This window comes from Polynucleobacter sp. AP-Sving-400A-A2, assembly GCF_018688155.1.
Lineage (GTDB): Bacteria > Pseudomonadota > Gammaproteobacteria > Burkholderiales > Burkholderiaceae > Polynucleobacter.
This window is the reverse complement of record NZ_CP061312.1, coordinates 447,306-461,827: the sequence shown is the minus strand read 5'-3', so window position 1 is coordinate 461,827 and position 14,522 is coordinate 447,306. Positions and strand designations below refer to the sequence as shown.

At 43.1% G+C, this 14,522-nt stretch carries 19 protein-coding genes; 5 read left to right on the top strand and 14 right to left on the bottom strand.

Annotated elements, in window-relative coordinates:
* Positions 1-12: 12 nt before the first annotated feature.
* Positions 13-954: a selenoneine biosynthesis selenosugar synthase SenB gene (gene senB / locus C2758_RS02500; RefSeq protein WP_256441919.1), complete on the bottom strand. Its 942-nt coding sequence runs from the start codon at positions 952-954 to the stop codon at positions 13-15.
* A 178-nt stretch (positions 955-1,132) separates the two neighbouring features.
* Here senB and C2758_RS02495 point away from each other — a divergent pair, with 178 nt between their 5' ends.
* A complete protein-coding gene (locus C2758_RS02495) occupies positions 1,133-2,059 on the top strand; it encodes a LysR substrate-binding domain-containing protein (protein ID WP_215329337.1) in 927 nt (308 codons plus the stop codon).
* Between the two features lie 15 nt (positions 2,060-2,074).
* Here the strand turns inward: C2758_RS02495 and C2758_RS02490 are convergent, their stop codons facing one another.
* Together C2758_RS02490 and C2758_RS02485 are read right to left on the bottom strand one after the other, a co-directional pair.
* The gene (locus C2758_RS02490) at positions 2,075-2,659 is read right to left on the bottom strand and encodes a DUF3501 family protein (protein WP_215329335.1); all 585 of its coding nucleotides are present in this window, start codon (positions 2,657-2,659) and stop codon (positions 2,075-2,077) included.
* Positions 2,660-2,686: 27 nt separating this feature from the next.
* Positions 2,687-4,024 (bottom strand): heterodisulfide reductase-related iron-sulfur binding cluster, encoded by a 1,338-nt coding sequence (locus C2758_RS02485; RefSeq protein WP_215329325.1) that lies wholly within the window; start codon positions 4,022-4,024, stop codon positions 2,687-2,689.
* A gap of 423 nt (positions 4,025-4,447) precedes the next feature.
* Between C2758_RS02485 and C2758_RS02480 the strand changes: the two genes are divergently transcribed.
* Positions 4,448-4,885, top strand: coding sequence for a rubrerythrin family protein (locus C2758_RS02480; RefSeq protein ID WP_088524842.1), 438 nt, complete (start codon positions 4,448-4,450; stop codon positions 4,883-4,885).
* A 59-nt stretch (positions 4,886-4,944) separates the two neighbouring features.
* Here C2758_RS02480 and C2758_RS02475 read toward each other — a convergent pair whose 3' ends face one another.
* Positions 4,945-5,553, bottom strand: coding sequence for a glutathione S-transferase N-terminal domain-containing protein (locus C2758_RS02475; RefSeq protein ID WP_215329323.1), 609 nt, complete (start codon positions 5,551-5,553; stop codon positions 4,945-4,947).
* 146 nt (positions 5,554-5,699) lie between these two features.
* Between C2758_RS02475 and ahpC the strand changes: the two genes are divergently transcribed.
* Together ahpC and ahpF are read left to right on the top strand one after the other, a co-directional pair.
* Positions 5,700-6,263 carry an alkyl hydroperoxide reductase subunit C gene (gene ahpC / locus C2758_RS02470; RefSeq protein ID WP_215329321.1) on the top strand — a complete coding sequence of 188 codons (564 nt, stop codon included), beginning with the start codon at positions 5,700-5,702 and terminating at the stop codon, positions 6,261-6,263.
* Positions 6,264-6,383: 120 nt separating this feature from the next.
* Positions 6,384-7,928, top strand: a complete 1,545-nt coding sequence (ahpF, locus tag C2758_RS02465; RefSeq protein WP_215329319.1) for an alkyl hydroperoxide reductase subunit F — start codon at positions 6,384-6,386, stop codon at positions 7,926-7,928.
* A gap of 65 nt (positions 7,929-7,993) precedes the next feature.
* Here ahpF and C2758_RS02460 read toward each other — a convergent pair whose 3' ends face one another.
* From C2758_RS02460 to C2758_RS02415, 10 genes are all read right to left on the bottom strand, one after another.
* Positions 7,994-8,551 carry a hypothetical protein gene (locus C2758_RS02460; RefSeq protein WP_215329317.1) on the bottom strand — a complete coding sequence of 186 codons (558 nt, stop codon included), beginning with the start codon at positions 8,549-8,551 and terminating at the stop codon, positions 7,994-7,996.
* A gap of 192 nt (positions 8,552-8,743) precedes the next feature.
* Positions 8,744-8,950 carry a hypothetical protein gene (locus C2758_RS02455; RefSeq protein ID WP_215329315.1) on the bottom strand — a complete coding sequence of 69 codons (207 nt, stop codon included), beginning with the start codon at positions 8,948-8,950 and terminating at the stop codon, positions 8,744-8,746.
* Positions 8,951-8,964: 14 nt separating this feature from the next.
* Positions 8,965-9,150 (bottom strand): hypothetical protein, encoded by a 186-nt coding sequence (locus C2758_RS02450; protein WP_215329313.1) that lies wholly within the window; start codon positions 9,148-9,150, stop codon positions 8,965-8,967.
* 380 nt (positions 9,151-9,530) lie between these two features.
* Complete coding sequence (locus tag C2758_RS02445) at positions 9,531-10,079, bottom strand: hypothetical protein (RefSeq protein ID WP_215329311.1); 549 nt, start codon at positions 10,077-10,079, stop codon at positions 9,531-9,533.
* On the bottom strand, positions 10,076-11,257 hold the full coding sequence (locus C2758_RS02440) for a hypothetical protein (protein ID WP_215329294.1): 1,182 nt from the start codon (positions 11,255-11,257) through the stop codon (positions 10,076-10,078). The genes C2758_RS02445 and C2758_RS02440 overlap by 4 nt, the downstream gene beginning before the upstream one ends.
* A 141-nt stretch (positions 11,258-11,398) precedes the next feature.
* Positions 11,399-11,740, bottom strand: a complete 342-nt coding sequence (locus C2758_RS02435; protein ID WP_215329292.1) for a hypothetical protein — start codon at positions 11,738-11,740, stop codon at positions 11,399-11,401.
* 3 nt (positions 11,741-11,743) lie between these two features.
* Positions 11,744-12,646, bottom strand: coding sequence for a ParA family protein (locus C2758_RS02430; protein WP_215329283.1), 903 nt, complete (start codon positions 12,644-12,646; stop codon positions 11,744-11,746).
* A 35-nt stretch (positions 12,647-12,681) separates the two neighbouring features.
* Entirely contained in the window at positions 12,682-13,077 is a 396-nt protein-coding gene (locus C2758_RS02425; protein WP_215329274.1) for a polymer-forming cytoskeletal protein, read from the bottom strand.
* A gap of 18 nt (positions 13,078-13,095) precedes the next feature.
* Positions 13,096-13,563 (bottom strand): polymer-forming cytoskeletal protein, encoded by a 468-nt coding sequence (locus C2758_RS02420; RefSeq protein ID WP_215329272.1) that lies wholly within the window; start codon positions 13,561-13,563, stop codon positions 13,096-13,098.
* A 24-nt stretch (positions 13,564-13,587) separates the two neighbouring features.
* Positions 13,588-13,926, bottom strand: a complete 339-nt coding sequence (locus tag C2758_RS02415; protein WP_215306033.1) for a polymer-forming cytoskeletal protein — start codon at positions 13,924-13,926, stop codon at positions 13,588-13,590.
* 141 nt (positions 13,927-14,067) lie between these two features.
* Between C2758_RS02415 and C2758_RS02410 the strand changes: the two genes are divergently transcribed.
* Positions 14,068-14,514: a surface-adhesin E family protein gene (locus tag C2758_RS02410; RefSeq protein WP_215329270.1), complete on the top strand. Its 447-nt coding sequence runs from the start codon at positions 14,068-14,070 to the stop codon at positions 14,512-14,514.
* The last annotated feature ends 8 nt before the right edge of the window (positions 14,515-14,522 follow it).

The following is a 14,522-nucleotide window of genomic DNA, read 5'->3' as shown; positions in this document are numbered from 1 at the left end:
TAGATCCTTTCCTTAATCCTTCAGTAACTGAATCATTAGCTCTTGAATGGATTGCATCTCTCGGCTGGGGCTGACTAAATCTTTTCGTGTATCAATCTGTTTTTTTAGTGCAGAGTAAAAATCAGGCATGGTTTCAGCACGAGACAACAAGTTTGCAAGTGCGGTCTCATTGCCGACTGGATAGTAGCCCAGATAGTCATCTCCCAGCAGACCACGATTACCCGGAATATCCGAAGCGATCACTGGAACCCCCAGCGCTATTGCCTCGGAAACTACATGAGCACCACCCTCCATCCGACTGGAAATCACCATCAGACGACTCTGAGAGAGTGCCTTTAATGTTTCTATATGACTTACCTCACCAATCCATTGATAACGCTCTAGAGTTTCGCTATAGACCTTAGCAGTACGCTCCATTTGCTGATTCATAGCCATACCTAAATGCAGGACACTGATCTTGGAATTCAATGGCATTAAGGGGAGGCTACGGGCGATACAAAAAGGATCCTTCTCCTCTCGCAGATGACCAATCACGGTTACCTGAAAACCCTCACTCATGACTCTTTCGGGGATATCAACCCGAACCGATTGATAAATCACTCGTGCTTTATATCGCAGATTCGCTGGAATTGAATCTAAGGCTGAGGACTGCAAGACGATCAGCTGGTCTGCCACTTCCATTGAGCACAGCACCTCACTATGCACCGCTATATCTCGGTATAAATCGGTACCCGTCAAAACCAAGACAATAGGCCGATTAGGGTAATGCTCATGGAACGACATCATGGATAAATAGCTTCGATAGGCATGCAGCGCTATCAGCATAGTAGCATCGTCACCTGACCAGGATTCAGTAACTACAACGGCATAGCCGAGTTTCTCCAAGAAATTCTGCCAGCGCAATGCAGTGATTCGGTTTCCGTGCAGGCTACCTTGCGGTGCCGGCGTGACGATTTCAATATGGGGTTTGATATTGAGCCTATTAAGAAGTACTTTTTTGTATATCTAATGGTAATGGAGATTGACTATGCGAGTGAAGACACCCCGCGGTAATCCCTAGTGATTCAACTACCTACAAATACACTATAGTTAAACATATTCCGCTATACCTATTACTAGCTCTAGGACGTAAATGACTCTTACTGAACTTCGCTATATCGTCGCAGTTGCACGTGAACGCCACTTTGGAAGAGCAGCGGATGCTTGCTTTGTATCTCAGCCTACCTTATCGGTAGCCATCAGAAAGCTAGAGGAAGAACTCAATACGCAAATTTTTGAGCGTACCAATACCGAGGTTGCGATGACTAGCCTAGGGGCGCTGATTGTGGATCAAGCCCAAAGAGTACTTGAGGAGGCTAATTCCTTAAAGCACTTAGCAAAGCACGGCCAAGATCCCCTATCTGGCCCACTTAGGCTAGGTGCGATCTACACCATTGCACCTTACTTATTACCCAGCTTAGTGCGGGTTGCACGAGAACGTCTGCCACAGGCTCCTTTATTTTTAGAGGAAAACTTTACCGTTCGACTGCTGGAAGTCTTGCGTCAAGGGGCCTTAGATTGCATAGTGATTGCAGACCCTTTCGCAAGCACAGGACTTAATCAAATTGATTTGTATGACGAACCTTTTTTAGTGGCGGTACCTAAAGGTCATCCTTGGGAAAATAGGCCATCGATTCCGCATCGGGAGCTGAAAGAGCAAAATACTTTGCTATTAGGTACTGGGCACTGTTTTCGAGACCACGTACTTGGTGTCTGCCCAGAACTAAATCGCCTAGGTTCTGGAACCACGATTGGAGAGCAGCGCAGCTTTGAGGGCTCATCCCTAGAAACTATTCGACAGATGGTAGCTAGTGGCATCGGCATTTCAGTACTGCCGAGAACATCCGCTTCTGATAATGCATTTTCTGATCAGCTTATTCGCTATATTCCATTTGAGGACCCTATTCCTACCAGACGAGTTTGCCTCGTCTGGCGGAAAAATTTCCCACGCGCTGCTGCAATGAATGAATTAGCTGAAGTCATTCGTCAATGCGCCTTACCAGGCGTTCACTACCTTTAAGATCTATTGCTTGCTTTAACTCAGATCAGAAACAAGCGAAGCTAATGTTTCTGAAGGGAGGGTTTGCACATGCATCGGATAGCCCTTATGATCACAGCCCACCATCATCTGAGCACCGGCCTTGAGAGCCATCTTCATATCGTTTGTGAGATCAAAGCGCATGAAATGCACTGCAGATGTTTTCTCGGCAGTAGAGCGCTCCAAGTCTTCATCAGCAATGGCATAGACACGTGGCTGACCTTCGACCTCAATAAAAATCTTATGCTCTATACCCACTAACTTCGCAAGCGCAACTTTACGATCCGCTTCATTGGGATACTCAATCATCATCGTGGCTTTGAAATCTGAACCACCAGGCACTAAAGGGTTGTAAGCGTTCAACTCATCTTCAATACCACTCTCTTCAAATGTTTTTTCTACACGCAACATCTCTTGAATTTGGTAGCGCATTAAAAATTCATTCTCAAAAATCAGTGTGACGTGATCTCCAAGATGAACGGTACGAAGACGACGTTCTTTGATCGCTTTTTCACGAAAAACCGGACGCTCTTTGTGGTAAGTCTCAAGACTTAAAAGACTATCGCGTGTAATGATTCCCATACTGCTATCTTCCTCTATCTGTATAAATTAAAGACCGTATGCTTTTGCAAGCAAGGTCAATGGGTGAGCCATTTCAGACTTCGGTAAACCCAACTCTTCCATGCCCTGCTCAATATGATGACCCGCTAGCTGACAGTCAGAGCTAATGTAGTTTGGCTCTTCTTCAGCCATTCTTCTGAAAACAGGCTTGCCAATTTTCATTGCCATTTCATGAAACTCTTTCTTCACACCCCAAGTGCCAGAGTGTCCTGAACAACGCTCCACAACATTCACCTCAGTACCGGGCACTAGCTTCAGAGTTTCCGCAGTTTTTTGACCTACGTTTTGAACGCGAGAATGACAAGCCATGTGATAACTCACATGTCCGAGCTCTTTACTAAAATCCTTCTTCAAGAGGCTATCCGAATTTCGTGCCATAAAGTATTCGAAAGGATCCCACATCGCCTCTTTCACTAATTGGGTATCAGCACAATCTGGGAACATGAGTGGCAACTCTTGCTTAAACATCAAAGTGCATGATGGAATTGGAGTCAAGATGGCATATCCTTCACGTGCCAACTTAGCCAACTTCGGAATATTTTTCTCTTTATTCTGCGCAACAGACTCTAAATCACCCAGCTCGAGCTTAGGCATGCCGCAACAAGCCTCTTTATCCACAAGCTCATACGGAATGGCATTGTGCTTCAGAATCTTGATGAGATCTTGCCCGATGCCTGGCTCGTTGTAATTGATATAGCAGGTAGCATAGATAGCGACTTTTCCAGGCGTCTTGACGCCATCCACTACTGGCAGATTTTCAGATTTCTCAGCCAGTTGTGGGAATGTCTTCGAAGCATACTCAGGAATCCAAGCATTCTTATCTACTCCTAGGGCGCCCTCCATCACCAAACGGGCAAGCCCAGTGCTATTCACAGCATTGACTGCTTGAGTCACAATCGGAATACCAGCAAAGTGGCCCAGCTTATCTGTAGAGGAAAGTAGTTTGTCGCGAAAGGTCGCTTTGTCATCCTTGAAATTCACAGCCTTTGCACGCAGCATCAGATGAGGAAAATCAATATTCCAAGGGTGTGGAGGAACATAAGGGCACTTAGTCATGTAGCAAACATCGCACAGGTAGCATTGATCCACTACCTTTTGGTAATCTGCCTTATCAACCTGCTCCATCTCCAAATCTTCAGTGGCATCTACCAGATCAAAGAGGGCTGGGAATGACCCGCAAAGACTCACACATCGACGGCAACCGTGACAAAGATCGAAGACACGCTCCATCTCAGCCTCTAGATCATCTTTATCGTAGAACTTGGGGTTTTGCCAATCCAAGGGGTGTCTGGTTGGGGCCTCTAAACTACCTTCACGTGTTGTCATGTATGTCCTCTGCTATTTGAACGTATGCAATGCATCAATTTTGTAGGCCTAATTCTAGAGCTCCACCAGTCGATAGTAAAATTGTATTAATTAACAATCTTCATAGAAAATACCTAATTAGCTTGATGTAATCACCTTAGATGCCCTTTGAATTGATAAAAAAGAGGTAGTAGACACTAACATTGACTCAAATCAGCTCTCTATTGGGGTTATTTGACGACAAAGGACCCGAAAAGTAGCACCAGCTGCCCTTATATTTTATTAATTGATATTTGCTTATCAGTTGTTTTTAACTATCAAGTCAATACAAAAATATGATTATTCAAATCCACAGATTTGTTCATAATCATGCGCAGGTGACCTTTTAAAGCTAGCAACTTAGCGAATCACCCAATTTCAACTAACCGTTTTTAGGAGTCAATCATGGCTAAAACTGTAAAAGGTACAAAGACTGAGCAGTCTTTGAAAGAGGCGTTTGCTGGAGAATCACAAGCAAACCGTCGTTATTTGTATTTCGCGAACCAAGCAGATATCGCTGGTGCAAACGATGTTGCAGCAGTTTTCCGCTCAACAGCTGAAGGTGAAACAGGTCACGCCCATGGTCACATGGAATACTTGATCGAAGGCGGTGCAGGCGAGCCAGGTACTGGTATGCCAGCCAAGACAGTTGCTGAAGCATTACAAGCAGCTATCGCCGGCGAAACACATGAGTACACAGATATGTACCCAGGTATGGCTAAGACAGCGCGCGACGAAGGCTTTGACGAAATCGCTGACTGGTTTGAAACATTAGCGAAGGCTGAGCGTAGCCACGCTAACAAGTTCACTAAGACTTTAGAAGCACACTTGGCAAACGTTTAATTAGCTAAGTCATTTAATTTGAAAGCCCCCGAATGAAAATTTGGGGGCTTTTTTCAGGCCTAATCAATCCAGGCTGGATGCTTGTGCATTACCGAATTAAACAATTCAGACTCAATAAGTTGGCCAAGCCAACTCTGAAGGTGGGTGAACGGCAATGCCTCAAAGCTTTTTTGATCAGACATTGAAAATTGGCGAACAAACGGAAAGATAGCTACATCTACCCAAGACAGCTTATTACTCAATAGATAAGTATTCAATTCCAGCGCGGCTTCCATTGGCCTTAGCATCAACTCTATTGCGGCATTCAAAATCGCCTCTCGATTGAGATGGGGATATCTCTCAGGATATTTGTATTGATCTAAAAGAGTTTTAAATGGGCCATCATTTTTCTCGAGCCACTCTATAAAAATTATTTGATCAACATCCAGCCAACCATCTGGATCAGATCCATCTAATGCCCAGCGCATGATATCTATGCTCTGATCCAGAATCAACTCCCCGACACACAAAACTGGAACAGTTCCTTTGGGCGAGACCCGCAACATAGATTGCGGTTTATCTCGCAAAACTATCTCTCGGTGCTCATATTCAATACCGGCATATTTCAAAGCCATACGAGCCCGCATGGCATAGGGGCATCTACGGTAAGAATACAAAATTGGTCTCATCGCAGCATTATCAAGCCAGCACTTAATTTAATGATCTAAAAAAACGATCATTTATATCGTTATTATTCGTTATACAAATATATCAATCCGCTTCAGAATGGTTCCTGTTGTGCATTAACCCATTTATTTTTAACAGGAAAAACCCCATGTCATTAATTAACACACCAGTAATTCCATTCAAAACCCAAGCATTCCATAACGGAAAGTTTGTCACTGTTTCCGACGAGTCCCTCAAAGGCAAATGGTCAGTATTGATTTTCATGCCAGCAGCATTCACATTCAACTGCCCAACAGAAATTGAAGATGCGGCTGATAACTATGCTGAGTTCCAGAAGATGGGTGCCGAGGCATACATCATTACTACGGATACCCATTTCTCACACAAAGTATGGCATGAGACTTCACCTGCAGTAGGTAAGGCGAAGTTTCCATTGCTTGGCGATCCAACACATACATTGACACGTGGTTTTGGTGTGCATATCGAGGAAGAAGGTCTCGCATTGCGCGGCACATTCATTATCAATCCAGAGGGCGTTATCAAGACCGCTGAAATTCACTCAAATGAAATCGCTCGCGATATCTCTGAGACATTGCGCAAGCTTAAGGCTGCTCAGTACACAGCTGCGCACCCAGGCGAAGTATGCCCAGCCAAGTGGAAAGAAGGTGCAGCAACATTGACTCCATCTTTAGACCTCGTAGGCAAGATCTAAGGATCAAGGTTAGAGGTAATTAGCAATCAATCGATTCTCTTCGGAGAGTCTATTGGGCAGGATAAGAAGCAAAAGTCTTGCCCAATAGACTCATCAAGATTCAATACTAAGGAATACAACATGTTAGATACCAATATCAAAACCCAACTCAAAACCTATTTTGAAAAAATAGAGAGCCCCATTGTTCTTGAAGCCACTTTGGATGACAGCTCTCAGTCAGCTCAAATGCTAGAGCTATTAAATGAAGTTGCTGAGCAATCTACCAAAATCACTGTAAAGACTTCAGGTAGCAGTAAAAATATTCCTAGCTTTACCGTGGGCAAGGCAGATCAACTTGCTCGTATTGCATTCTCTGGCCTACCAATGGGTCATGAGATGACTTCTTTCATTTTGGCTATTCTGCAAGCTAGTGGTTATCCACCAAAGGTTGAGCAAGACGTGATTGAGAGCATCAAAGGTCTAGAGGGTAAGAAGCACTTTCAGACCTTCATCTCCTTGTCATGCCATAACTGCCCGGATGTAGTACAGGCCCTGAACCTCATGGCGGTACTAAATCCCGATATTGAACATGAAATGATTGATGGCGCCCTCTTCCAAGGCTTGGTGGACCAATACCAAATCATGGCTGTGCCTACAGTAATTCTGAATGGTGAAGTATTTGGTCAAGGCCGTATGAGCGTTGAAGAAATTGCCGCTAAATTGGATACCAATACCACAGCACGTGATGCTGAAAAGTTAAGCGCTAAAGCTGCCTACGACTCTCTGATCATTGGCGGGGGTCCAGCAGGTGCTTCGGCTGCAATTTATTCTGCCCGCAAGGGAATCAGGACCGGCATCGTGGCTCAACGCTTTGGTGGACAGGTTGCCGATACTGTAGGCATTGAAAACTTTATCTCCGTTAAAGAAACTGAGGGTCCTAAACTAGTCACAGCTCTTGAGCAGCACGTCAAAGAGTATGAGGTGGATGTGATGAATCTACAAACCGCCAAGAGCTTAAGTAAGACTGGCGATGAGATTGCGATCACCTTAGAAAATGGCGCTGTACTGAAGAGCAAAACAGTCATCCTGAGCACGGGTGCACGCTGGCGCGAAATGAATGTGCCAGGCGAGCAAGAGTACCGCGGTAAAGGCGTTGCTTACTGCCCTCACTGTGACGGCCCTTTATACAAAGGTAAGCGAGTTGCAGTCATTGGTGGCGGTAACTCTGGAGTAGAGGCTGCAATTGATTTGGCAGGCATTGTGAACCATGTCACCTTAGTTGAGTTTGATACTAAATTGCGTGCCGATGCCGTACTACAGAAAAAAATGCACAGCATGCCTAACGTTACGGTAATTACCAACGCATTAAGTAAGGAGGTGTTGGGTGCCGACGGTAAGGTAACTACTTTGAGATATGAAGATCGCGCCAACAATCAGATGCATGACATTGCACTTGAAGGAATCTTTGTGCAGATCGGCTTGCTACCTAATACGGATTGGCTCAAAGGTGTGATTGACTTATCCCCCCGGGGAGAAGTGATCATCGATCAAAAAGGTGAAACCTCGATGCCCGGTGTATTTGCAGCGGGAGACTGCACCACTGTACCCTACAAGCAAATTATCATCGCCATGGGGGAGGGGGCGAAGGCATCTCTTTCAGCATTTGATTATTTAATTCGCTCATAAATATCAGGAAACATCGGGCTCGCTCAGGTCTAAATCAGGCCTGAGTGATTCTGAGTACCAGCCATCTAACTCTCGGAAGCTACCAGCGCCTCAGCAAATCTCATTTCTAAAGCGAGGCGCTTAAAGGCCGATTGATCTGGATATTGTTTTGCCAAATAATAAATAAGCTCCCGATCAGTTTTGCCAAACTGATGATCCTTAAGCATCGTTCTTAAAGCCCAAATTAATTGCAGGGAAGCGCGCTCATCTAATAAAATGCTCGCCTTATCTTCTGCACCCTCATCTAACTCTTGAAGATTAATTTCTTTAGCAAAGGACAATAGCTTTTGTGGCATGTCCCACTTGACAACATTGTGAGTCCAATACAAAAAACGTTTTAAGTCTACCCGCATATTCTGAGCGGAAAAATTTTGCATCCAGGCATGCTCGATCAGTAGATCTAGCTTAAGCTTAAAGTCAGAATAGAGGTCTTCGAAATTATCCCGCTCAAAATGCAGCTCTCCCGCAGAATCCCTTCTTGGAAATTTAATTTGACGGGGATTTATTCCGAGCACTAAAGCAGCTGCTTGCCATGTATAGACATATTGCTTAGAAAGCCAATGATCCCAATCCAATTCAGTCATAAATTTCGCTCTATTTGATATCAATAAGAGCATAGCTTACTACGCCTTAGATGCTCAATATGGAGAAGTGGTGAAGGCTGGGTCAGATAGACACCTGATAACCCAACTCATTTGTATCTACGTAGGCTCTGCATTTGGAAACTAAAAGCCTAGAGGCTCATAAAAACCTCAAGGTATGGCCTTGATGTGGACTTAGTTCTTTGAAACTCCAGAGGTTTCAGAAGCCTCGGAAGCATATTTTTCAGCGATAAAAGAAAAATGTTTTTTGGCTTCAGAGTCTATCGCAACATCCTCAGATTTATGTGGCCCTGATGTTGGTTTAGCATCATAAATAAAAAAGTAGAACACCGCTATCGTCACTAATAGGGCAAAGCTAATCGGGCCAATATATGTCCTCATGGGCTTTTCCCAGCTTAGGATATCTTGACAATATCAGCCTGGAGAGGATGAATCACATTTGGCAATATTTCTGTTGGATTGAATGATCTTGCAAGCCGCTCCTGCCAATGTAGTCGATCCCTAACCAAATCATCAATTTCTAATTGAATAAATGTTGCTGAGACTGCTGATAAATCGCTCTTCGCCTGGAACTGGTTCATGACCTTATCTCCTCATAAAAGCGTCAATGTATGAGTACTATCCTAGACGCTCTCGAAAGCAAAATAAAGCTATTTGCGCAAGTAAAAGCTGTTTTCCCGCCTAATGAAATTTTTTCATAAGTAATTGATTTATATATATTTTATTAATGTAAATGAAGATAATTGCCATCCTCGCAATACTCTTTAGGTAGATAAATGAGTAACTTCATTAACCTATCGAAAGATTTAAAAAAAAATATAAGGTAAGCATTAGAACTTGTTGATAAATATAGAATTTTATCGTTCTGGGTATTTCAATATAAATAAAAGTAGTGCGAGGAGGCTTACTTATACCCAAATTGTCTGCATGTGGAGTGAAATCAACATTAAGGGTCTATAACTTAGACATTAATCATTTCCCAGCCACCTTTTAATTTCACATGAAAGGCATCGGTATAGCGATAAAACTCAATTTCATTAAAGCGTCCATCAGCATCCAAAAGATGATTAAACAAAGCGGAGATATTCCAAGGCTCCCAATCAAAGGCTGGTTTTTCTGCCCATACCTTTGTGCCCTTTTCCTGCTTAACAAACTGACTCATAAATCCAATCATCGTGGCAACATCTTCGCCATAGGTCACGACTGCACGCAAATATTTAGGCTCATCTAAAAACTTCATTTGTATAACTAAATAGGGTAAAGCAAAGGCTAAACATTTATGCCTGCGAGAGTTGCGGAAATAAACTTGTTTGGTGACCGACCATGGCTGATCTGAGTTATTTAAAGAAAAATCAAATACCCAAGAAGTATTATAAAAAAAGATGCATTGGCGACCAGCTATTTCATTAATGACTTTTTGTAGAGGAGTGGTCTCGCGAAGTAATCGTAAGTGCTCTATAGGATGGAGCTTGCCTTCTTTTTTTGATGCTGGATTATCAATATTACTCACTCTTGCCTCTTAAATTGCTCAAAGATAAATGCTGACTTATCGCCTACGTCTCTGCTAACACGATAGACATAATTCTGATCGTAGATAAAGAAATATTTTCGCAGGAATGGATCGGCCAATACAATCTTTTTAAAATTACCTTGGCCAAGGTTATTCACCAGAGCCACAATCTTCTGAGAATCATTTGTAGGGGTTTCAAGTAAAGCTTGCTGAGCTTGCACTCTTGTCAATAATTCAGCTTTATTGGTTGACCCCTCATAAAAGGCTGGACAACACTTCACAACGCCCTTGGGCCGAGCTCCAAGCCATACAAACTCATCGTTACCATACTTTATTGCGGCAGGAGTAATCGACAGCTTTTGAGTGCTGCCTTCTGCCACCCATACCCCCAGCCAGCGCTCATTGATGGCCACAGTTTGAGCATTAAGCTCAGCAGGAGCTGCATCACCACCAGATGGTTCTACACTAGCGTTTGGATTACTAGAACTAGTCTCTACAGGGCCCTGAATCTCTGAGGCTTTAGGGGCCTCGACAATTTCAGGGCCAACTATATTTTGAGAAAGTGCGTAAAACATACCCCCCAGAACAATTAAATACAGCAGGGCGCCGATGATCATGGTGATGGGCAGTGAATTTCTAGATTCTTGCCCAACTCTGGGGGAAGTGTTCTCAGGTAATGGGGTGTGAGCTACTTTTGTTGATTCAGAAGTAGTTTCAGGAAAACTGTCCTTCAAGGAATCCAGGCTAGGAGCTTTATAGCTAGGATGCTGTGATGGACACTCTAGCGAATGTGCATAAGATAAAGTCTCCTCCAAACTTGCAAAAACTTTATTGCGACACACCAACTGATTTAAAACCGCATTTCTCTCTAGCTTGTATTTAGTAACCAAATACAACTTATAGGTGTCAAATTGCAAGTCTTTGGGGCCAGAGTATCTCGCACCACTTTTTTGGGGCATCGGAAAAAAAATCCCTGCAACTAAAAAAGCTAGGCCTACCAGTAATTTGAATTGCACTGGATTTTGTATTTGACTCAGAATAAATCGCTGCAATCCCTCACTATCCAGTCCAATAACTTGACTTTGGACTGCAGCGAATAACAAAGTAAGGCCGCACAAAACTGCAATCACCTTCAATGCAATTTGCAAGTAGCGGGAATACATCAGATTGTCGGGCACTTAAATTCCTTAATAAATGTAGGGAGAGTACATATTGAACTCAAGAACTCTAAAAATTTTGCTACCAATTAATCTATTTAGCGACTCGCCGTATGATCAAATCAGTGCCATTATTTCCATACCAAGAGATCTAACGGTAAGCTAGGATATCCGTTTAGGAGGAGTGGTATCCGCTGCTTGCTGTTGGTCAGACTCTTGCTTTGGGCTAGCTGGAGAATCAGGCTCCTTAGGAGCCTGTTTTGGAGCCTCTACAACCTCTTCCGGCCTTACAAAAGTATCGGTTGTGCCAAAGTTATCGACCCAGTGAAAGACTTCCATAAACTGTTCTTTGGGCATAAAACGCAAAGCGGAGTCATCATAATTTTTATACTCGACATAGCTCACACCTAACTCATTGGGAGTATAGAGTCGCTTCACGGCAACTCGATGTCCATGCTCATCTTCAAATACGTCGTTTCTGTACGGATCTTTCATACTTGTCATGAGTTAATTGTCACCCCTTCTCAAGAAAGAGGGCACCAAGCCCACCTTTTTCAAGCGTTGTTCTGTTGAGCCTTCATTTTTTAGCTCCGGCACAGGTAAGGTGTTTGCAATACCACCGTAAAAATTAAGACCACGTGCTCTTTCACGATAGTCATCTAGAACGCTCACTTTTTTCACGATCGCACGATTTAAAGAGTTGCCACTGATCGAAATTGATTTTCTAACGATGTTGCGTTCAATGATTTTTTTAGAAATATATTTTCCAAAAAAAGAAAAATTCTCTGCAATTTTTTGATCAGGACAGACACATAAAAAATCCTCATACACATAACTGTCAATTGCTGGTGTTCGATAGACAGGCGGTGTGATGTGGCAATTCATGAGAAAGTCTAAGTTGGTAAATGTTGCGTGGGAAGAGTACCCCTCTTCCACTTTACTTGGAACTACCAAGATAAATTGCTTGTTCACTGCCAGACGAGACATGCACTGTTGCGCATATTTCAGAATAAAAATTTCAGTACTTGCCATCTCAAATTTAGAATTCGAGCTGGGCACTAAAACCATATCAAAATCTAAGATAAATTGTTCAGACATAGCCGGCGTCCAAGTGAGATCACAAATACAAACCTCAACTCCAGAAGAATACTTTCGAACACCCGAGCGGGCACTGAGAAGGGCCGCTCCACTACTTTCATAATTGACATCAAGGCAATGGACTTGGACGCCGATATCCGGCGCTTTCTTAGCCCAGCGAGAAGAAGATGCTTGAGGATCCATGTCAATCAAGGATACTTTGATGTTTTCTTGTATCGCAAGATAAGCTGCTAGGTTAACGGCAATCGTGCTCTTACCAACACCACCCTTTTGGTTGGTCACTAGAATTTTGATTGTGCCGTTGGTATACATATTAATTACTCTTTTTTGCCAATAATGCCCGGTTCCTATTTGTCATCAAGATCATCATCGTTGATAATTTTGGAAAGTAGTCCGCTCAAACGTGCACCTTGTTCAATACCAATCTGAGCATAAATAATATCTCCATGGACATCTGCGCCACTGTGCAATTCCACTCTCTCCGTTGCCAGCACATTACCCTCTACTCGGCCAGCAACCAAGACTCGCACCCCAGAAATATTACCTTGCACTAAACCCGATTTGCCAAGCGCAATACAAACATCCGCGCCCGCTTTTGTTTTAATATCACCAACTATCGTGCCATCGATTCTGAGGGACTTAGTTGCTAACAAACTACCAATGATTTCTAAATCAGATCCAATAATTGAGCCGAAAGTTTCTTTAGACGGATCAAGCAGGCGTATGACGGTATTTTGTTTCAAAACAATATTAGTTGCATGTTAGTTTTTATTAAACTTGCCGCTAATCTTGCCACCACGTTGAATATGAATATATTTGTAATTGATATTTCCGCTGACATTAGCAAGTGGGCCAACATTCAAGTCATCACAGTTAACGTCCCCCTTCAAGTTCCCCTTAATCACCAGGTTTTCAGTATTGAGTTCACCATCAACTTGACCAGTGGAATCAATCAAAACAGATTTGGCAGTGACCTTACCACGCACAACCCCGGAGATATTCAAAATCCCATCAGAAACTATCGTGCCTTCAAAGGTAAAACCTTCACTCAGAATCGATGGCTTGGTATTGATTGAAGATCGAATAGGTGTTTCACTTCGAAAATTTTGATCGACTGGTTCAGGCTCAATCTCTTCGGGCACATTTGACTGAGAAAAGTTGTCAGGCTGCTCTTGCATATCTTGCTCTGGGATATTTTGTGAAGTGGAATTTTTTGAAAAGATAGACATCGTTGTATGTTCTGCTTAAGATGATTAGGAATGAGGATTGAGGTTATGTAATTCACCATGCAAATGGCCACCTTTTTCAATCTCAATTTCAGAATAATTAATGGAGCCACTGACCTTACCAGTGGATCGAATAATCAAACTACGGGTTGAAGAAATATACTCATTTACTTCACCACGAATATCAACTGATTCACCAGACAATTTGCCACGCACGACACCTGTTGCCTCTATGATGACTTGTTTTGCAGTAATCTCACCTTCGACAACTCCTGAAATGGAGGCGATATCCGGAACCTCAAAATTCCCTTTGAGAACTACGCCTTCACCTACAAATAGACAACCTTGTTGATTTGCTTCAGCCATTCTTAACACTCCTTGGGGGCAGTACTTCTATTATTGGTATAAATTGCAACGATTTTATCAGTTGAAACTCCCTTTAAGGGCTTAAACGCACTATATATGAACAATTTAAATATTTCATGCACCAAAATCTACCCTCTTTTTATGACAAAGAGATGGATCTTGACGGCATTAACGGCTTTTTTACTAAACCCGCTTAATGCCAGCCATGCTGGGTGGAGCTTTATCTCCTCTGATGCACTGGGAAATAACTACTACTTCGATGATAGTAAAACTGTCATAGAACCCCAATCAGAGCAAGTGAGCACCTGGCTTTTAACAAGCTATTCTCAGGCTCTCTCTGGACCGAATGGAGAGCCCACCCTTTCTGTCATTCAGGATTTATCCTACTTTTGCCGAACTGGCTACGAGAGCTATAAGCAGTTTTATATTGGTTATTACGCAGGTCCGGAGGGCTCAGGCACCAGTTTGGGCTCTGAAAATACCCCGAACTCACCCTGGGAACGCGTCATTCCCGAAACGATGAGTGATGTCTTATTTCAGTTTTTTTGTAAACCAAATCAGTCCAGCAAGGACCAAAGCGGCAAGTAGGCGCTGGA